Consider the following 19,660-nt stretch of genomic DNA (forward strand, 5'->3'; position numbering starts at 1 on the left):
GGTGTTTTGTGTGCAGTTGATTGATTGCAGCGAGTTTTTCGCTTTACCTTTGAGTTTCGTTTTGTATAATGGCCGCTCCAACGCTAGGGGCATAGTTCCAATTGGTAGAACAGCGGTCTCCAAAACCGATGGTTGGGGGTTCGAATCCCTCTGCCCCTGCCACTTTTCTCAGTCGACCAGACAGATGATGAAAAGACCCAGATGAATTCACATCAACAGCAGTTGTTGCAACTTCTCCAGATAAAACCAGTGCAGCTTCACGCTGATTTTTCGCGTTTTCAGCCACAACATCAACGTATCGATGTTCACGAGCTGCCAAATGCCACCTCTGTTGAGATGCCCGCAGCTGAACCTATTCAATTGTCGAATCAGATCCCGGTTGAATTTACTTCGTTTGCTGCAGATATTCAGCAGGCACTGCAACTTTGCCAGCCTCAATTCAGGTGGTGCTGGTCGGCGCAATTGCCGCAATCCGAACTGAATGGCACCGAAATTCACACACCGGAGTTGGCAGCATTGACGGCACCGGCGTTAAAGCAACAACTGTGGCAGCTGATGGCGCAGTACTTGTCACCACAGCAAGCAGACCAAGATGAACCCAACTGATCAACGAGCAGCTACCATCCGCAGTGCAACTTTGGCCGACGCGCCGGCTATGCTGGCAATTGAGCAAGCAGCCACCAGCCATCCCTGGACCCTGAAGTTATTTGAAAGCTGTTTTGGCGATCGTTATTTTAATTTTGTGCTGGAGCAACAAAATCAAATTTGCGGTTTTTATATCGGTGAGTTTGTCGCCGGTGAAGCCAGTTTATTTGATATCTGTATTGCACCAACTGCTCAGGGCCAAGGTTTTGGCCGCTTGCTGCTGGAGCATTTCATCAACGAAGCAGATAGGCGCGAAGCTTTTGAATGCTGGCTGGAAGTGCGGGAATCAAATTCTAAAGCCATTACCCTGTATCAAAAAGCTGGTTTTCATCAGATCGGCAAACGCCCGAATTATTATCCAACCGCCACTGGCCATGAAGATGCCATTCTGATGGGGTTGCCGCTGCGGATGGGTTAAAACTCAAGTCGACATTCGAGTTTTTTCTCCATCTTGTTTTATCTTAGCTTCATTGTCTCCGAAGTCTGTTGGCCTTTGTTGCAATGACAGCATTAGTTTTTTCAGCTTCACCCCTTCAGTTTGAATAGCAAGTATTTCCACATGAATTTGGGGATTTAGCCTATTTCATTTTATAAGGATTGGAGATGGAAATTCTGATGTAGTGTGACTGAGAGCTTTCACCGCAATTGCAGCTCGCGAGTGTATTTGTTCAACGGTAATTTCACTAAGGGAGCATTCTTGTTGAGCTCGCCTGGAATTGTTGTTGCATCGATGGTTAAAGTTGTTGGGCTAATTAACACTCAAGCAGCTAGTGAATTTGCTGTAATGCCAGTAGAGAACTCACATCAAATCGCAAATTCAACGTCCTTGGGAATGACTTCATCCTCGTCGTTAGTCATATATTGAGTTAGTGGCACAGCGCAGACACTACGATTTTACAAATCGAACAGCATTTTTTCGCCGTCTTGCCTGTTTTTTATAAACCGACCTCCTCAGCTCCGTCTTGATAACATTATTAAAAATACGCATCAAATGATTGCTATATGCATGCTGTGTGTGTATTTATTGTGATTAATTTGCTGATTTTTAAAAGGTGATATTTCAATGGATAGTTCGTTTATTCGTTTGTTGCTGGATGTTGTTTTTCATTGAGCCCGTGTTTGCTGCGGAGCTAGATCAGGTTTTAATTTGTAAATCTTGTCAGAGTGCTGACAGCTTTAAACAATTTGCTAAAGGGGTCAACAACCCGGAAGTTACCAATGTCCTCGTGATAAATTTGGAAACCAGGCAGGCTAAAGCGTTCCGTATAGACAGAGTCTTTTTTGGATATGGACCTTCCGCCGGTTTTCATAATATCCCTGTTGATATGCCATTGCCAACGGATGCGATATCAGCGATTGAGGGCTATCACGATTTGAATGCAGCATTCGTTATTATTAATTAATCAATCGAGCACAGGTTCTCAGGAGCATTATTATGTGGCAATGGTTATTACTTATGTTGTTGGCCTCCTTATTTGGTATTGCAGTTAGTTATTTGCCTTACAGATACGCTTGGTTGTTACCCATACTCACGCCTTTTGCCGCAGTGTATGCACTGATTTGGTTTGCTGAACGTCAAGTAACAAATGAAGTCGGTGCGCCGATGCGCGAAGTGGTGTACTTTACCCTGGCTCTGCCTGCCATGATCGTTGCGTTGTTCAGTTTTAATGTCACGCGAAAGGGAAACCGAGCTGACTGAATACTAAAAAGTGAACAGCAGAGCAGCCAGAAAAGGATGCAGGTAAGGCGCAATGCAAGTCAGTTAAGTTGACTGGCATTTGTTGGCGGTTAGCCTCATGTTCAATTTTCTAGCGTGTTTAAACCAATGAACGCCGACATAAGCAAAACTGCCGAACATATGTGGCTATAGAGAAGTCGTACCGACATTGCTTGTTGTGACCATGAAGACGCTATTCTGCTGCGGTTGCTGCTGCTTATGGGCTGAACGCCTTTGCCAGTTTTGCGCTGTGCCTTCCCACCTTATCCTGCTATAATCGCCGCCATTTTGAATGACCTAAACACAGTCTGCTGTTCCTGCTATTTCCGGATAGCGCACAGACGGTGCACCATACCTGGGATCAACACACGCATGGCCTCTGCTCAATTTTTAGAAGAAGTGAATAAACGTCGCACCTTTGCGATCATCTCTCACCCCGATGCGGGTAAAACCACCATCACTGAAAAAGTGTTGTTATTTGGACAGTTGATCCAAAAAGCCGGTACCGTCAAAGGCAAAAAATCCGGCCAGTACGCCACGTCTGACTGGATGGAAATGGAAAAAGAGCGGGGCATCTCGGTCACCACTTCCGTGATGCAGTTCCCTTATGCTGATTGTCTGGTAAATTTACTGGATACCCCAGGCCACGAAGATTTCTCCGAAGATACTTACCGCACTTTAACCGCGGTCGACTCTTGTTTAATGGTCATCGACGGCGCTAAGGGTGTTGAAGATCGCACCATCAAACTGATGGAAGTCACCCGGTTACGTGACACGCCAATCATCACTTTTATGAACAAAATGGACCGCGATATCCGCGATCCGGTTGATTTGTTAGATGAAGTGGAAAGTGTACTTAAAATCGCCTGTGCGCCGATCACCTGGCCGATTGGCTCTGGTAAAGAATTCAAAGGCATTTACCATATTTATAAAGACGAAATCGTGTTTTATAAATCAGGCCATGGCCATACCATTCAGGAAGTGGATTGTGTCAAAGGTATTAATAATCCAGAGCTGGATGCGCGGATTGGTTATTTTGCCCAGCAACTGCGTGATGAAATGGAACTGGTGAAAGGTGCCAGCCATGAATTTGACTTAGAGCTGTTTTTAAAAGGTGAATTAACCCCGGTGTTTTTTGGTACCGCTTTAGGTAACTTCGGCGTCGATCACATGTTGGACGGCTTAACCGATTGGGCACCAGCGCCGCAACATCGTGGCACCACCACCCGCACTGTCGAACCGATTGAAGACGGTTTTTCTGGTTTTGTGTTTAAAATTCAAGCAAATATGGATCCGAAGCACCGCGACCGGGTGGCATTTTTACGCATTTGTTCGGGTAAATACGAAAAGGGCATGAAAATGCACCATGTGCGCATCGGCAAAGATATGCTGGTGCCACAGGCGCTGACCTTTTTAGCCGGCGATCGTGAACACGTTGAAGAAGCTTACCCTGGCGATATCATCGGCTTACATAACCACGGCACTATCCAGATTGGTGATACTTTCACTTCCGGCGAAAAATACTCCTTTACCGGTATTCCTAATTTCGCGCCAGAACTGTTCCGCCGTATTCGTTTGCGCGACCCACTGAAGCAAAAACAACTTCTCAAAGGCTTGGTGCAATTGGCCGAAGAAGGTGCTGTTCAAGTGTTCCGGCCGCTCGATAACAACGATTTAATCGTAGGCGCCGTCGGTATTCTGCAGTTTGACGTGGTGGTGCACCGCCTGAAATCTGAATATAACGTCGATGCAATATACGAAAGCGTCAACGTCAGCACCGCACGCTGGGTGTATTCCGAAGATGGTAAAGCCATGGACGAATTTAAGAACAAAGCCAGCACCAACCTGGCGCTGGATGGCGGCGACAATTTAAGTTATTTAGCACCGACCATGGTGAATTTAAATCTGTCGATGGAACGCTATCCAAAAATCAAATTCCATAAAACCCGTGAGCAGACGTTCGCGAGTAAGGCAAAATAGTTTATGAATATTAAGCAGTTATTATCAGATAAAACTCAGGCCGCGATGATTGCGGTGGGTTTACCGGCGGATACCAATACCGCAGTAACCCAAAGCACCAAAGTTGAGTTTGGCGACTACCAAATCAATGGCGCAATGGCAGCGGCCAAGCTTTTAAAAACCAATCCACGCGCTTTGGCGCAGCAGTTACTGGATCAGCTGGATTTAGCCGACATCGCTGACAAGGTTGAAATTGCCGGTCCTGGTTTTATCAATGTTACGCTGAATAAAGACTGGCTGGCCGCGCAATTACAACCGGCGCTGCTCGATAGCCGCCTCGGCGTCAGCCTGAATGTCAAACCGCAAAAAGTGGTGGTGGATTACTCAGCGCCAAACCTTGCTAAAGAAATGCATGTCGGTCATTTACGTTCGACCATTATTGGTGATGCGGTGGTGCGGGCGCTGGAGTTCTGGGGCGATACGGTGATCCGCCAGAACCATATGGGCGATTGGGGCACCCAATTTGGCATGCTGATTGGTCATCTGGAAGATAAAATTGCCGCAGGTGTTGATTTAGAAACTGTGGCTTTGGCCGACCTGGAAGATTTCTACCGCGAAGCGAAAAAACGGTTTGATGATGAAACCGGATTTGCCGATAAATCCCGTGATTATGTGGTGAAGCTGCAGGGGGGCGATGAACATTGCCAGAAGTTATGGCAGCTGTTTATCGACACCTCAATTAAGCACAGCGATGAAGTGTACCGCACGCTGAATGTGACTTTGGGCCATGAGCATATCAAGCCAGAATCGGCTTATAACCCAATGTTACAGCCGATTGTCGATAGCTTAAAAGCAACCGGCATTGCGGTGGAAGACCAAGGCGCGCTGGTGGTGTTTTTACACGAGCTGGCAGATAAAGAAGGCAATCCGTCACCCTTTATTATTCAAAAAACCGGCGGTGGATTTTTATATGCCACCACCGACTTAGCGGCCTGTAAATACCGTAGCCTTGAGCTCGGTGCCGACCGGATCATTATTTTCACTGACGCCCGCCAGGCCTTGCACTTTAAACAAGTGGAAGTGGTGGCGCGTAAAGCCGGTTTGCTCAGAAGTATGACCTCTTACGAGCATTGCCCGTTTGGCACCATGATGGGTGAAGATGGCAAACCGTTTAAAACCCGCACCGGCGGTACTGTCAAACTGGCGGAATTGTTAGAAGAAGCGGTGGTTCGCGCCAAAGCGGTGGTCGAGCAAAAATCGACTGAGCTGTCAGCAGACGAAATTGCCGAAGTGGCGCGTAAAGTCGGTATTGGCGCGGTGAAGTTTGCTGATCTGTCGAAAAACCGCACTTCAGACTACATCTTTAGCTGGGATTCGATGCTGAGTTTTGAAGGCGCCACCGCACCATATCTGCAATATGCTTACACTCGCGTGCGCAGTATTTTACGCCGCGCCGATGTGGCCGCTGATTTTAATGCGCCGCTTATATTGGTTGAAGCGCAGGAAAAGCAACTTGCGTTAAAAACCCTGCAGTTTGAAGAAACGTTGCAGCAGGTGATGAAAGATGCGCAACCGAACCTGCTATGTAACTATCTGTATGAACTGGCCAGTTTATATATGACTTTCTATGAAGCGTGCCCGATGCTCAAAGAAGGCATTGAACCAAAAGTGCGCGACAGCCGTTTAATGCTGAGTATTGGTGTTTCACGCTTGCTGGCGCAAGGTCTTGACCTGCTTGGCATCGAAGTGATGGAGCGGATGTAAGATTATTTAAAAAGCGCTTCGGCGCTTTTTTTGTAGGAGTTCTGGATGAAAATAGACGATATTCGCCGCAGTTATGTCAAAGATAAACTCGATATCGATAAGCTAAATATCGATCCCTTTACCCAGTTTGAACTGTGGCTAAAAGACGCTATCGCCGCCGAATTGCCGGATCCAACGGCGATGTGCGTGGCCACCGTCGATGAACATGGCCAGCCTTCACAGCGGTTGGTGCTCCTTAAAGATGTAAACTCCGACGGTTTTGTGTTTTATACCAACCTTGGCAGTCGCAAGGCGCGCGAATTGGCCGGTAATCCAAAAGTGTGTCTGCATTTTCCGTGGCATCCGCTGGAGCGGCAAGTGATTGTCTATGGCACGGCCACAGAACTGCCGGTCAGTCATGTGATGAAGTACTTTTTATCCAGACCCAAAGAAAGTCAGCTGGCGGCCTGGGCGTCTGAGCAAAGCCGGCCGGTGTCGACCCGCCAGGCGCTGATGCAGAAATTTGCCGAAATCAAACATAAATTTGAACATGGTGAAGTGCCGGTGCCGTCATTTTGGGGTGGTTTTCAGATTAAACCGCACGCTATCGAATTCTGGCAGGGCGGTGAGCATCGGTTACATGATCGTTTTATGTACTGGCTGCAAGGAGATGGTAGCTGGCAGATTGAGCGGTTGTGCCCCTAAATGCCTGAGTTGCTGTCCGATATACTGCAACCGTCACCGCAGTTGGCCTTGTTTGACAGCCATTGTCATCTGGATTTGCCAGAGCTGTGGCCCGAATGGCAGCAGCACTGGCAACAGGCGCAATCGGCCGGTGTCAAAGGCTGTTTAATCCCTGCGGTGCAAGCAAGCGCTTGGCAACCGCTGCTGGATTTTTCGCGGTCATACCCAGAATTTAATATCGCGTTAGGCATCCATCCCTGGTGGGCAGCGCAGCATGACGAAACCCATCTGGTATTGCTGAAAAGCTTGCTCGAACAGCATCAGTCACAGATAGCGGCAGTTGGTGAAATTGGTTTGGATTACGCGCTGGCGCCGGAAACCTTTGCCCGGCAACAGCAATTGTTTGAAGCGCAATTAAAGCTCGCGGCCGAATTTCAAAAACCGGTGGTGCTGCATCATCGCAAAAGCATGGTGCAGTTGCTGGCGGAGATTAAACGGCAGCAGTTTCAATATGGTGGCATTTTACATGCCTTTTCCGGCAGTCCGGAGCAAGGGCAGGTGTTTGTTGATGTGGGGTTTAAACTGGGTATTGGCGGTACTATTACTTATCCACGAGCGGCCAAAACCCAGGCTGCAGTGCGTCAGTTACCATTAAGCTGTTTTGTATTAGAAACCGATGCACCCGCAATGCCGTTGTCTGGTTTTCAGGGGCAAATCAATACCCCAAAACAACTGGCGCTGGTGTTTCAGGCATTTTGTGGGCTACGGCAAGAAGCACCAACCGACATCGCCGCACAGCTCTGGCGCAATAGCCAAGTGGCGCTTGGCATCTCATAAAGCGCGTTCAATAACTGCGTTATCAATGACCAACATGTTCATGACTATCAATAGCCGCATGGTGTAGCTGCCGGTTTGAAGCCAATTTATGCGATAACCATAACAAACTGCTGCGCGCCATTAAAGCTATCACTGCCGCTAACAGCAACATCCACAACACTTGTTCCATCATCGCATGCCAGGCGCTGGAGACAGCGCTAAAACCGGTATCTTGTTTCAGGCTGATTTTGATATAACCCAGCAATTGTTCGCCCTGATAAATCTCCTGCACCATTGGCTGTAGCGCAACTTCATGTTGTGGCGCGTACAGTAACCGTGCTGGTTCACTGCCGGGCGACTCGCTGAGCCTGACACCATTAGCGTCATACACCACCACATCATGCAAATAAGGGCTGGATGCCAACTGCTGTGTTAAGGCCGTTAAACCATCAAGTTGATCGTTTTCAATCAGATAAGCGGCCGTTTGTGCCAGTGCTTTTAAGGTTTCGCGCATCAGTACCGAACTTTGTTCGGCAAACAGCCGTTGACCTTGCTGATTACTGTCATTCCACCACTGCAACAACGCCAGCAAGCCTAAAGTTGCCACCAATAGTTGGATCCAGCGGAACAAGCGTGCTGATTTTTTTGGCAGTTTTGTAGTTAAATTCGTCATATTCGCCGCCTGAGCCCCTGACAGAGGCTGAAAAATGTCGGTAGAATGCCACGGTGTTTAGCTGAAGTACAGGTGAAAGGGTGGCGTTTTTTGAGCAGTGGGAGCCGCAACAGCAGGTTCAGGTATCCTTAGTACACATCGTTGCAGCACAGGGGCCGCTATCGGTCAGTGCCACAGCGACAGGTTTTCAGTATCGGGCTGAACAGAATGCAACGCAGATGCCAGTCAGCAGTATTCGCTGTTTTGGATCTGAGCTGTTAGCTTCCCAGTTAAGCCAAATCCTGGCGTTGGTAGCACCACAGCAAGCGCTGCTCCGTTTATATCAACCACATCCGGAACTTACACCGGCGCTGGTGCTGGATTTTGCCGTTGCATTGCCAGCAGACCAGGTGGCCGCGATTCGCGAAGTCGCAGCAAACTGGCCGCTGGAATTGGTTTGCCTGAATAATTTTGTCCGTCTGACCGAACCTGGTTTGCTGGTGATGGATATGGACAGCACTGCGATCCAGATTGAATGTATTGATGAAATTGCCGTATTGGCCGGTGTCGGCGCTGAAGTGGCTGCCGTGACTGCCAGAGCGATGAATGGCGAGCTCGATTTTGCGCAAAGTCTGCGTCAACGAGTGGCCACACTGGCAAACGCGCCAGAACATATTTTACAGCAGGTGCTGAATGCCGTGCCGCTGATGCCGGGTTTAACGGCATTAGTGAGCCATTTGCAGCAACAGCAGTGGCAAGTGGCGATTGCTTCTGGTGGTTTTACCTTTTTTACTGAAGCACTGAAGCAGCGGCTTGATTTGACCGCTACTTTTGCCAATGTGCTGGAAATTGTTAATGGCAAACTCACTGGTCAGGTGCTGGGTGAGATTGTTGATGCCGAGCGCAAGGCTGCGGTGGTGGCTGAACTAAGTGCGCAGTTTGGGCTGGCATCTTCGCAGACCGTGGCGATTGGTGATGGCGCCAACGATTTACCGATGCTTAAAGTAGCGGCGCTTGGCGTGGCCTTTCATGCCAAACCAAAAGTACAGGCGGCAGCCAAAGCGGCCATCCGGCAGGGTTCGTTGTTGCAGTTGTTGTATCTGCTTGAGTCAGAGCAGGCATGAAGCATCAACAAAGTTCGACCTTTGTCGATTTAACCGATTACCAGCTGCATTTACGCCGGTTAACGCCGCTGCATATCCAACATCCGCCGGTGTTGATGCTACACGGTGCTATTGAAAATGGCCGGATTTTTTATAGCCATCAGGGCAAGGGCTTAGGTTGTTTTCTTGCCGATCAAGGTTTTAGCGTGTACTGCGCCGACTTTGCCGGGCGTGGTAAGTCGCAGCCAGCTGCTTCCAAAGATTTTGATCACAGTCAGCACCAGCTGATTTGCCGTGATATTCCGGCCTTGATTGAGCATCTTTATCAGCAATATCAGCAAAAAATCCATGTCGTTTGCCACTCTTGGGGCGGAGTGGTGTTGGCGGCGAGTTTGGCCAGATTTCCACAGCTTTGCGAAAAAGTGGCTTCGGTCAGTTATTTTGGCAGCAAACGTCGGATCAGCGTCAAGAGCATGGCGAAAACCATTCAGGTGAACTGGCTCTGGAACCAGGTGGGGCCTTGGCTGTGTCGACGTTATGGTTATCTGCCAGCGAAAAAGTTCCGGTTTGGCGCCGACAATGAACCGACGCAGTTTTTACTGGATACCATTCACTGGATCAACACCGAAACATTTATTGATCCTACCGATCAGTTTGACTACGCCGCGGCGTCGAAAAGTTGTCCCTGGCCAGCCAGCTGGTTTTTTGCCGCGGTGCACGACAAAGTGCTCGGGCATCCCACCGATGTGCAGCTGTTTATGGCAGAAACCCAGTTGCAGCAGGCCAAATTTACGCTGCTCGGTGCAGAAGTGGATGATTTACATGGTTATGATCATATATCGATGCTGACCCACCCAAAGGCGCAGCTTGGGCATTTCAAGGCTTTGGCGGCTTGGCTGATCAGTCAGCGCTAGCTATTTTTACGTTCTATTTCAGGTTCAAGTTTAAGCCTTGGCTCTTTCTGGATTAACCTGCTGCTTCCACACTGCTGACAAATTCACGGCGTTTGGCCTGTTGCGCCAACATCTGCTCGGCGGAAACACCATAACGCAGCAAAATTTCATCACTAATATCAATTACATCACCCACGCCCACCACACTCCATAATTCTTCTTCCAGCACTTTAGCTTTATGAATGGCGTAGACGCTGACATACCCCAGTTCCTTGGCGATATGTTCAGTGTCGGGGCGACCGGTGCGCGATAAAAAGATTTTAAAGCAAAACAGCAAGTCATTTGCCAACGCGTCTTGCACAAAAAACTGCCGTGCCTGCGCCGTCTTTAAATCAAAGTCGAATTCAGTGACAAAACTTTGCTCCATTTTCTTCTGGCCTTGGCGGTACCGAATAAACACTTCGTAGGTTTTTGGCGCGTCCTGGCGTTTCATGCCTTTGAGCTGATTGGCAAAGTGCAAATTGGTGGCATTATTTTTTAACAGCGGCTGTAAGTTCACTTTTTGCTGTTTGTCGCCAAGCACGCCTAACAACCGGTGCAAATTATTCGGCTCAGCGCCACGGCCAATCACGTTTAGATCATAACGAATACCATGGCGGTGCATATAAAATGGGAAACTATTCAAAGCCTTGACATACATATTGCGTAGCGCCTGGCTTAAACCCGCATATTTTTGGGTTTCTTCGGCCAGCGTTAGTTTGGCGCGATTGTTTTTGATTAGCTGTTCAAAAAACAGCCTACCCTGATGTGGGCCGGTCTGTTCGACCACTTTCAGATTCATAATCAGCTGGCTTTTACTGACCGCCATCACTTCATATTCCAGTTCGGTCAGGCCGTATTTACTGGAGATTTTCTGCATGTCCGGCAGTGCCAACTGAATCTTATCGCCTTTTTGGTAAGCAATCTGTTCACCCGTTTCAATCTGCAACCCTTTACTGGAAAAATCGCGGGTGTGGGCTTCCAGAAAAGTTTGCTGATTAATTTTCAGCAACACTTTGGTTTTATACAAAAACCTGGCTTCAGCCCGCAAGTTGACATACTGCAACGCTACTGATTCCAACGGTGGTAATTCGTCTAATTTGGCATGACCAAAAATCTTCAATTGCGCCAGTTTGGACTCATCAAAGGTGATTTGCTGATATAACGCCGTGCTTTCCTGTGCCGTGATATCAGTCAGGCTGACGATATAGCGAAAATCTTTAATCAGCCCTTGCACCAGTTGCGACGGTGGTTGGTTGAGCTTAGCAATGTCTTGATCGGCGGTATCCGGTAACGACAACAGGATATGTGAATCATTCGGGTGGGTGCGCTGAACCACCAGGTGGAACACCCGCCAACTGGGCTTTTGCGCGGCAAACCCGAAAAAAATATTTTGCAGATCTGGCAGTTGCAGTAACTCATCGCAAGTCGCGCTATAAAAATACAACTTACCTTTAGCGGCGTGAGTAAAACAGTACAGGATGGTCGAGCGTTCCGACGGCGCTTTTTGCAGGCAGCTTTTTAGTCTTTTGCCGGTTAAAAGTTGCATCAATACCGATTGCTGCCGTTCATCCTGAAAATACTGCACATGCTGGCGGTTATTCTCAGTCGTCATGGCGCAAACGGGCACCGGTAAACCTTCGCGCACTGCCAAAAATACCGGTAACGAGCTGATCCGAGGTAAATAAAACTGCTCGTAACCTTTCACCACCACGGCATCGAGGGTGTTATCGAGGTTTACTTTATAACGGCGTTTATTGCCGTGAATAAATTGCTTCAGAAAATCGCTGAAGCCATGTTCATCCTCGAGCGGTAGCCGTTTTACCCGTACATACTGCGAACGTTCAACCACTTCGGTGTCGATCACCTGGTAGGGGATGCCATGGCTAAAACCGAGGGCAAATTCTTGCTCCAGACCTTTGAATAAAATGGCAATTTTTTGCCCGGCGGCAAGACGTCGGCTGTTCGGGATTTTTAATTTACTGCCGGAAACCGACAGGTCTACGGTGCTTGCCTGAAACTGTTCGCCATCTTCCACTTCAATTTCGATATCAATGGTGAAGTTCATCCGCTCTTCACCACGACTGCAATAGCTGGCGAACTGAATGAGGGACGGTCCGGTTTTTTCTGGTTCGGTTTCAGTAGTTTCAGGATCAGTGGTCGTGACCAGCGGATCGCCAGCAATCACCGCCTGCATCCGTTGTTCAGTTTGTTGTTTGTGTCTGACCCGATAGTTGTTATCGGTGTTCATCACTTCTTCGTACAGCCCTAGCGTATAGCGGTTATAGCGTTTAATGCCGCGTTCAAAGGCTTTGATCGCCGTGTCGTCCATATAATGGGTTTTGCCGGCATGTTCATAAGGACGTACTTCGCCATCCACTTTGCCGCGTAAATCGATGTAATAACTACAAGGCTGACCTAACCGTTTTAACTCCATTTTTAACAGGAATTGTTTTGGCTTCGGAATATCTGCGGTCAAAATAGTAAAGACCTCGTTAAACTCCGAAGTGTTTATCAAGGGCTGTAAGCGTTCGATCACGCTGATGTAGGGTTGCAGATCGGGTGCCGTCATAGGTTGCTGGTCTGCCGCATCATTACTACTTGTTGTGATACCATGTATACATTAAAAGCAAAAATTATGCCTTTCAATTGTTTCGGTGAAAATTATGGCAAAAGTAAAAACCGCATACGTCTGTAACGATTGTGGTGCCGACTTCGTACGCTGGCAAGGACAATGTACGGAATGTGGTGCCTGGAATACGATCAGCGAAGTCCGGATGCCCACTCTGTCAAAAAGTATTACCCGTAGTAGTGGATACGCCGGTGCAACTGTCGCCAAAGTGATGAAGCTTGACCAGGTCGATTTACAGGACGTACCGCGGTTCAGTTCCGGTTTTGCTGAGTTTGACCGGGTACTTGGTGGTGGCATTGTACCGGGCTCAGCCATTCTGATTGGCGGTAGTCCGGGTGCCGGTAAAAGTACCTTATTACTGCAGATCATGTGTTATCTGGCAGCCCAGGGCCCGGCGCTTTATGTCACCGGTGAAGAATCGTTGCAGCAAGTGGCGCTGCGGGCCAATCGGCTCGGCCTTCCTACCAATCAGCTAAATATGCTGGCGGAAACGCAGGTGGAAACCATCTGTCAGCTGGCGCAGCAGGAAAAACCGCGGATCATGGTCATCGACTCCATCCAGGTGATGCAAATGGCTGATATCCAATCGGCGCCGGGCAGTGTGTCGCAGGTGCGGGAAAGCGCCGCTTTTCTGACGCGTTTTGCCAAACAACATCAGGTGGCGGTCATCATGGTCGGCCATGTCACCAAAGATGGTTCCCTGGCTGGCCCGAAAGTACTGGAGCATTGTATCGATTGCTCGGTGATGCTGGAGGGGGATGGTGACAATCGTTTTCGCACTTTACGCGGCACCAAAAACCGTTTTGGTGCGGTGAATGAACTTGGTGTGTTTGCGATGACCGGGCAGGGCATGAAGGAAGTGAAAAACCCGTCTGCTATCTTTTTAAACCGTGGCAAAGAAGAAGCCGCCGGAAGCCTGGTGATGGTGCTCTGGGAAGGCACCCGGCCGTTGCTGGTAGAAATTCAGGGGCTGGTGGATTATTCGCCGCTGAATAACCCAAGAAGGGTCACCGTGGGGATGGAGCAAAACCGGTTGTCGATGTTGCTCGCCGTCATGCACCGCCATGCTGGTATTCAGATGTCCGATCAAGACGTGTTTGTCAACGTGGTCGGTGGGGTGAAAGTGACCGAAACCGGTGCCGATCTGGCGACTTTACTGGCGCTGGTGTCGAGTTTTCGCAATAAGCCATTGCCGGTAGATTTGGTGGTGTTTGGTGAAGTTGGACTTTCCGGTGAAATCAGGCCGGTGCCCAGCGGTCAGGAGCGACTGCGCGAAGCGGCGAAACATGGTTTTAAACGGGCGATTGTACCAGCGGCTAATGTGCCTAAAGATGCTATCCCGGGAATGACTGTGATTGGCGCCTATAAGCTGACCGAAGCGCTGGAGGCGTTATAACAACAAAAAAAGGTCGGAGCTCCTTGTTTGTAAAACAAACAATGAGCTCCGACCTTTTTAATTTTTAAGACTGCGGGAAGTTCAGATCCAGCACAGCTTTGGCGTCGTCACGCAGTTTGGTCAATCCAAGCTGGTCATAACTACTCACCATCACTTGCAGCGCTTGGAGCACTTGTGGTGAATCGCGATGAAATTCAACCACATATTTTGCACGGTTGGCAGCGGCTAAATGTGCGCCACGGCGGCTGTAATAATCGGCAATCAATAATTCATGACGAACCAGTTTTTCTTTAATTTCCTGCATCCGCGCCTGACCATCGGCAGCATATTTGCTGTTTGGAAAGGTTGAAGTCAGAATTTTGAAATCGTCAAATGCTTGTCGGGTACTGGCTAAATCACGGTCAGCGCGGTCAACACCGAAAAACTCCTGGAATGAGTTATCGTCGGTTTTCTGATTGGTCAGGCCGCGCATGAAATAGACGTAGTCGAGATCGGGGTGATTTGGATTTAACCGGATAAACCGGTCGATGCTGGCCAGGCACTGTTTTGAATCACCAGCCTGATGGTAAGCGTAGATTAAATCTAATTGTACCTGACGGGCGACTGGGCCGAATGGATACCGGCTTTCCATGCCTTTGAGTAGTTCAATGGCCCTTGAGTACAAACCAGAGTCCAAAACATCCTTGGCATCGTTGTATGCTGCCTGAGCGGTTTGGTTGGTATTGACCAGTTGTTCTTCAGATTTGTTGCCGGCACAGGCGCTAAGCGCTGCAGAAATACACAAAACTACAAATATTTTCGCTTTCATTGAAAAATCCAGGACCATTTCAGCCGATTGGCTGTCTAGTCTTCTATAAAGTCGTTAAAATAACCGCAATACACCGATTCTAACCCAGACTGTTCGGGTATGCACACAGGATAACTGGTTCCGACATGACAAAACAGATAAAACTTACAGAAATTGTACCTGATCATCTTTACGGTAAACGCTTGGATCAGGTTCTGGCGGAAATGTTCCCTGATTATTCGCGTTCGCGGATAAAAGAGTGGATCCTGGCCGATTGGGTCAATATCAACGGTCGTTTATGTAACGTACCACGCGAGAAATTACTCGGTGGCGAAAACATCGAAATTAATGCGGAACTGCCGGACGACGAACGTTTTGAGGCCGAGCCGATTGATTTAAATATCGTTTATGAAGATGACCATATTCTGGTAATCAATAAACCGGCTGGTTTAGTAGTGCATCCTGGCGCTGGTAATCATGATGGCACTTTATTAAACGCGTTATTACATCATTGCCCGGGCATTTCGGAAGTGCCGCGTGCCGGCATTATCCATCGTCTGGACAAAGACACCACCGGCTTAATGGTCGTTGCGAAAACCATTCCGGCGCAAACGCATTTGGTTGAAATGATGCAGGCGCGCGAAATTACCCGTGAATATGAAGCCATTGCGCACGGCGCGATGACCGCCGGTGGCATGGTTGACGAGCCGATTGGCCGTCATCCAACCAAACGCACCCATATGGCGGTGACATCTTCGGGTAAGCCTGCGGTGACGCACTACCGGGTGATGGAGAAATTCCGTAATCACACCCGGTTACGGTTACGTCTGGAAACCGGTCGTACCCACCAAATCCGTGTCCATATGACCTACATTAACTATCCGCTGGTCGGCGATCCGGTGTATGCCGGTCGGCCACGTCCACCACGTAAAGCTGATGAGTCGTTATTAGTGGTATTACGCGCTTTTAAACGTCAGGCGTTACATGCGGCGATGCTGCGCTTAGCCCACCCAATTACCGGTGAGTTGCTGGAATGGCATGCCCCAGTGCCTGACGATATGGTTGGTTTGACCCAAGCGCTGCGCGAAGACACCGCTATTCACGGCATGGACAATCAGTAATGTCAGCGCCGGCCCGGTTAACTCCATTGTGGCTCACACCTGACTGGCCAGCACCGGCCTCGGTGAAAGCGCTGTCGACCACCCGGCAAGGCGGGGTATCGACCGGCGTTTATGCCAGTCTGAATCTCGGCAGCCATGTCGGTGATGCTATTGCAGCTGTTGAGCAAAATCGGGCTTTATTGCAACAACAGGCCGCGCTGCCACAAGCACCGGCCTGGCTCAATCAGGTACATGGCACAGCAGTACTGGATTTAGCAAACTGGCAAGGCGAACTGGTTTCGGCAGATGCAGCCGTCAGCCAGCAAGCCGATAAGGTTTGTCTGGTGATGACTGCTGATTGTTTACCAGTGCTGTTTTGCAATCTGCAAGGTACTCAAGTAGCAGCGGCACATGCCGGCTGGCGTGGCTTGTGTGACGGCGTGCTGGAGCAAACTTTGGCGCACTTTGCCAAGCCAGACGAGGTGATGGTGTGGTTTGGGCCAGCTATCGGTCCTGGCCAGTTTGAAGTGGGAAGCGAGGTTCGTACGGCATTTATGCAAAAAAATGCCGGTGCCAATCTGGCTTTTGTGCCACAAGGCGATGGTAAATATCTGGCCAATATCTATTTATTGGCACGGCAACGGTTGCTGGCGGCTGGGGTGACCCGGTTTTATGGCGGCGAGCACTGCACGGTCAGTGAATCAGAATTGTTTTTTTCCTATCGTCGCGACGGTCAGACCGGGCGGATGGCCAGCTGTATTTGGCTTGGTTGAGCCAACAACGTAGGGTTAAATTCACTATTTGTTGACGCAAGTCAATTTTTTGACGTTTGCTGCTTGAAATTGCAGCAAGCGCCCTCCATCTTAGTTCCATCACACGCTGTTCGATGGAGTTAGTCATGCGGTTAGAACGTTTTACCAGTAAATTTCAAGAAGCCATTGCGACCGCCCAGTCACTTGCCTTGGGGCGCGATCATCAATTTATCGAACCTGTACACCTGATGCATGCCTTATTAAATCAGGATGGCGGCAGTGTGCGTGATTTACTGACAAAAATTGGCACCAATTTGCATGACTTGCGCTCAAAAGTATCACAAGCCATTGAGCGGTTACCGAAAGTAGAAGGCAGTGAAGGCAATCTGCAACTGTCTGGCGGCACGATTAATTTATTGAATTTATGCGATAAATTAGCGCAGAAACGCAAAGACCAGTTTATCTCCAGCGAATTGTTTGTGCTGGCCGCCTGCGATGATAAAGGTGAACTGGGGGCTTTCTTAAAACAGCTGGCGATCACCAAAGAAGCGGTTGAAGCGGCGATTGTGCAATTGCGCGGCGGCCAGAAAGTTGATGATGCCAATGCCGAAGATACCCGTCAGGCTTTAACTAAATATACCATCGATTTAACCGCCCGCGCCGAAGCCGGCAAATTGGATCCGGTGATTGGCCGCGACGAAGAAATTCGCCGTTGTATTCAGGTGCTGCAACGTCGCACCAAAAATAATCCGGTACTTATCGGCGAGCCAGGCGTGGGTAAAACCGCCATCGTCGAAGGGTTGGCGCTACGTATTGTCAACAATGAAGTGCCGGAAGGGCTGAAGAATAAACGGGTGTTGTCGCTCGATTTGGGCTCGTTACTGGCGGGTGCTAAATACCGCGGCGAGTTTGAAGAACGCCTCAAAGCCGTGTTATCGGAGCTGGCCAAAGAAGAAGGCCAGGTCATTTTGTTTATTGACGAAATTCATACCATGGTCGGCGCCGGTAAAGCCGATGGCGCGATGGACGCTGGCAATATGCTCAAACCTGCGCTGGCGCGGGGTGAGCTGCATTGTTTGGGCGCCACCACTCTAGATGAATATCGTAAATACATTGAAAAAGATGCGGCGCTGGAGCGGCGTTTTCAAAAAGTGTTAGTCGAAGAGCCGTCTGTCGAAGATACCATCGCCATTTTGCGTGGCCTGAAAGAACGTTATGAATTACACCATGGCGTCGACATCACCGATCCGGCGATTGTCGCGGCGGCCACCTTGTCACATCGTTATGTCAGCGATCGGCAACTGCCCGACAAAGCCATTGATTTAATTGATGAAGCAGCGTCCAGTATCCGGATGCAGATGGATTCCAAACCCGAAGAGCTGGATAGGTTAGAACGGCGGATCATTCAACTGAAGCTGGAAGACAATGCGCTGGCCAAAGAAACCGATGATGCCAGCAAAAAACGCCGTGATTTTATTATCGAACAAATTAACGAACTGGACGCTAAATACAACGAGCTTGATGAGGTCTGGAGTTCGGAAAAAGCTGCGCTGCAAGGTACTCAAAGTATCAAAGCCGATTTAGAGCAAGCCAGGCTCGATATGGAAGTGGCGCGCAGAGCAGGCGATTTAAACCGCATGTCGCAGCTGAAGTATGAGCGTATTCCGGTACTGGAAAAACGCCTCGACTTAGCGTCACAAGCCGAAATGCACGAAATGAAATTGCTGCGCAACAAAGTGACTGAAAACGAAATTGCTGAAGTGTTGTCCAAATCGACCGGTATTCCAGTCAGTAAAATGCTCGAAGGCGAGCGCGATAAGCTGCTGAAAATGGAGCAATCGCTGGCCAAGCGGGTGATTGGGCAAACTGAAGCGGTGCTTGCTGTTTCGAATGCCATTCGTCGTTCGCGTGCTGGATTATCGGATCCGAATAAACCCATTGGCTCGTTTTTGTTTTTAGGCCCGACCGGTGTGGGTAAAACCGAACTGACCAAAGCATTAGCGCATTTCCTGTTCGACAGTGAAGATGCGATGGTGCGCATCGACATGTCGGAATTTATGGAAAAACACGCTGTATCAAGACTGGTTGGCGCACCGCCGGGATATGTCGGTTATGAAGAGGGCGGATATTTAACCGAAGCGGTACGCCGGAAACCTTATTCGGTGATTTTGCTTGATGAAATTGAAAAAGCCCATCCGGATGTATTTAACATTTTGCTGCAGGTGCTGGATGACGGCCGGTTAACCGATGGCCAAGGTCGTACGGTTGATTTCAAAAACTCGGTGATTATTATGACCTCAAATCTGGGCTCGGACTTAATTCAGGAGCATTACCACGAGCAAAGTTATGAGCAGATGAAATCGATGCTGATGGGGGTGTTAAGCCAGCAGTTCAGACCGGAATTCTTAAACCGGGTCGATGAAACTGTGGTGTTCCATCCGCTTGATCATGCGCAGATTAAAAACATTGCTGGTATACAGCTAAAACGCCTGCAACAAAGACTGGCCGAACGTCAGCTGGGGCTTGCGGTATCGGATGCGGCACTGGAAAAAATTGCCGCCGTTGGTTTTGATCCCTTGTTTGGAGCAAGGCCACTCAAACGTGCCATTCAGCAATATATCGAAAATACCCTGGCGCAATCCTTATTGCGCGGCGAAATTTTACCAGGTTCGGTGGTGCATATAGATGTGGTGCAGGAGCAGTTTGTGGTCAGTAGCCGTGTTGGTTAATAACCAACACGGC

17 protein-coding genes and 1 tRNA gene are annotated in these 19,660 nt (G+C 49.1%); 15 read left to right on the top strand and 3 right to left on the bottom strand.

The window, feature by feature from the left end; translation table 11 throughout:
• Nucleotides 1-85 precede the first annotated feature (85 nt).
• The 9 genes from EOE67_RS10835 to EOE67_RS10875 all read left to right on the top strand — a co-directional run bounded on the left by EOE67_RS10835 (nt 86) and on the right by EOE67_RS10875 (nt 7,585).
• A tRNA-Trp gene (locus EOE67_RS10835) sits at nt 86-162 on the top strand.
• A 39-nt stretch (nt 163-201) separates the two neighbouring features.
• The gene (locus EOE67_RS10840) at nt 202-606 is read left to right on the top strand and encodes a hypothetical protein (protein ID WP_127699097.1); all 405 of its coding nucleotides are present in this window, start codon (nt 202-204) and stop codon (nt 604-606) included.
• The gene (rimI, locus tag EOE67_RS10845; RefSeq protein ID WP_127699098.1) at nt 593-1,063 is read left to right on the top strand and encodes a ribosomal protein S18-alanine N-acetyltransferase; all 471 of its coding nucleotides are present in this window, start codon (nt 593-595) and stop codon (nt 1,061-1,063) included. Before EOE67_RS10840 ends, rimI begins: the two co-directional genes overlap by 14 nt.
• Before the next feature lie 676 nt (nt 1,064-1,739).
• On the top strand, nt 1,740-2,048 hold the full coding sequence (locus tag EOE67_RS10850; protein ID WP_127699099.1) for a hypothetical protein: 309 nt from the start codon (nt 1,740-1,742) through the stop codon (nt 2,046-2,048).
• A 32-nt stretch (nt 2,049-2,080) separates the two neighbouring features.
• Entirely contained in the window at nt 2,081-2,344 is a 264-nt protein-coding gene (locus tag EOE67_RS10855) for a hypothetical protein (protein ID WP_127699100.1), read from the top strand.
• Between the two features lie 390 nt (nt 2,345-2,734).
• Nucleotides 2,735-4,342 (top strand): peptide chain release factor 3, encoded by a 1,608-nt coding sequence (gene prfC, locus EOE67_RS10860; protein ID WP_127699101.1) that lies wholly within the window; start codon nt 2,735-2,737, stop codon nt 4,340-4,342.
• A gap of 3 nt (nt 4,343-4,345) precedes the next feature.
• Complete coding sequence (gene argS / locus EOE67_RS10865; RefSeq protein WP_127699102.1) at nt 4,346-6,085, top strand: arginine--tRNA ligase; 1,740 nt, start codon at nt 4,346-4,348, stop codon at nt 6,083-6,085.
• Between the two features lie 45 nt (nt 6,086-6,130).
• Entirely contained in the window at nt 6,131-6,769 is a 639-nt protein-coding gene (gene pdxH, locus EOE67_RS10870; RefSeq protein WP_127699103.1) for a pyridoxamine 5'-phosphate oxidase, read from the top strand.
• Nucleotides 6,770-7,585, top strand: coding sequence for a TatD family hydrolase (locus EOE67_RS10875; RefSeq protein WP_127699104.1), 816 nt, complete (start codon nt 6,770-6,772; stop codon nt 7,583-7,585).
• Nucleotides 7,586-7,607: 22 nt separating this feature from the next.
• On the opposite strand, the gene EOE67_RS10880 is transcribed toward EOE67_RS10875, so the two are convergent.
• Nucleotides 7,608-8,237, bottom strand: coding sequence for an AhpA/YtjB family protein (locus EOE67_RS10880; protein WP_127699105.1), 630 nt, complete (start codon nt 8,235-8,237; stop codon nt 7,608-7,610).
• Between the two features lie 80 nt (nt 8,238-8,317).
• Between EOE67_RS10880 and serB the strand changes: the two genes are divergently transcribed.
• Complete coding sequence (serB, locus tag EOE67_RS10885) at nt 8,318-9,340, top strand: phosphoserine phosphatase SerB (protein ID WP_240652785.1); 1,023 nt, start codon at nt 8,318-8,320, stop codon at nt 9,338-9,340.
• Nucleotides 9,337-10,233, top strand: a complete 897-nt coding sequence (locus EOE67_RS10890) for an alpha/beta fold hydrolase (RefSeq protein ID WP_127699106.1) — start codon at nt 9,337-9,339, stop codon at nt 10,231-10,233. The genes serB and EOE67_RS10890 overlap by 4 nt, the downstream gene beginning before the upstream one ends.
• A 52-nt stretch (nt 10,234-10,285) precedes the next feature.
• On the opposite strand, the gene EOE67_RS10895 is transcribed toward EOE67_RS10890, so the two are convergent.
• Nucleotides 10,286-12,823, bottom strand: a complete 2,538-nt coding sequence (locus EOE67_RS10895; protein WP_127699107.1) for a PilZ domain-containing protein — start codon at nt 12,821-12,823, stop codon at nt 10,286-10,288.
• Between the two features lie 94 nt (nt 12,824-12,917).
• Here EOE67_RS10895 and radA point away from each other — a divergent pair, with 94 nt between their 5' ends.
• Nucleotides 12,918-14,279: a DNA repair protein RadA gene (gene radA, locus EOE67_RS10900; RefSeq protein ID WP_127699108.1), complete on the top strand. Its 1,362-nt coding sequence runs from the start codon at nt 12,918-12,920 to the stop codon at nt 14,277-14,279.
• A 64-nt stretch (nt 14,280-14,343) separates the two neighbouring features.
• On the opposite strand, the gene EOE67_RS10905 is transcribed toward radA, so the two are convergent.
• Nucleotides 14,344-15,087, bottom strand: coding sequence for an outer membrane protein assembly factor BamD (locus tag EOE67_RS10905; protein WP_127699109.1), 744 nt, complete (start codon nt 15,085-15,087; stop codon nt 14,344-14,346).
• 125 nt (nt 15,088-15,212) lie between these two features.
• Here EOE67_RS10905 and rluD point away from each other — a divergent pair, with 125 nt between their 5' ends.
• The 3 genes from rluD (at nt 15,213) to clpB (ending at nt 19,647) form a co-directional block, all read left to right on the top strand.
• Nucleotides 15,213-16,187, top strand: a complete 975-nt coding sequence (rluD, locus tag EOE67_RS10910; RefSeq protein ID WP_068059986.1) for a 23S rRNA pseudouridine(1911/1915/1917) synthase RluD — start codon at nt 15,213-15,215, stop codon at nt 16,185-16,187.
• Nucleotides 16,187-16,939: a peptidoglycan editing factor PgeF gene (pgeF, locus tag EOE67_RS10915; RefSeq protein ID WP_127699110.1), complete on the top strand. Its 753-nt coding sequence runs from the start codon at nt 16,187-16,189 to the stop codon at nt 16,937-16,939. The genes rluD and pgeF overlap by 1 nt, the downstream gene beginning before the upstream one ends.
• A gap of 125 nt (nt 16,940-17,064) precedes the next feature.
• Nucleotides 17,065-19,647 (top strand): ATP-dependent chaperone ClpB, encoded by a 2,583-nt coding sequence (gene clpB, locus EOE67_RS10920; protein WP_127699111.1) that lies wholly within the window; start codon nt 17,065-17,067, stop codon nt 19,645-19,647.
• Nucleotides 19,648-19,660: the final 13 nt, after the last annotated feature.

It is taken from the genome of Rheinheimera riviphila, assembly GCF_004005945.1.
GTDB lineage: Bacteria > Pseudomonadota > Gammaproteobacteria > Enterobacterales > Alteromonadaceae > Pararheinheimera > Pararheinheimera riviphila.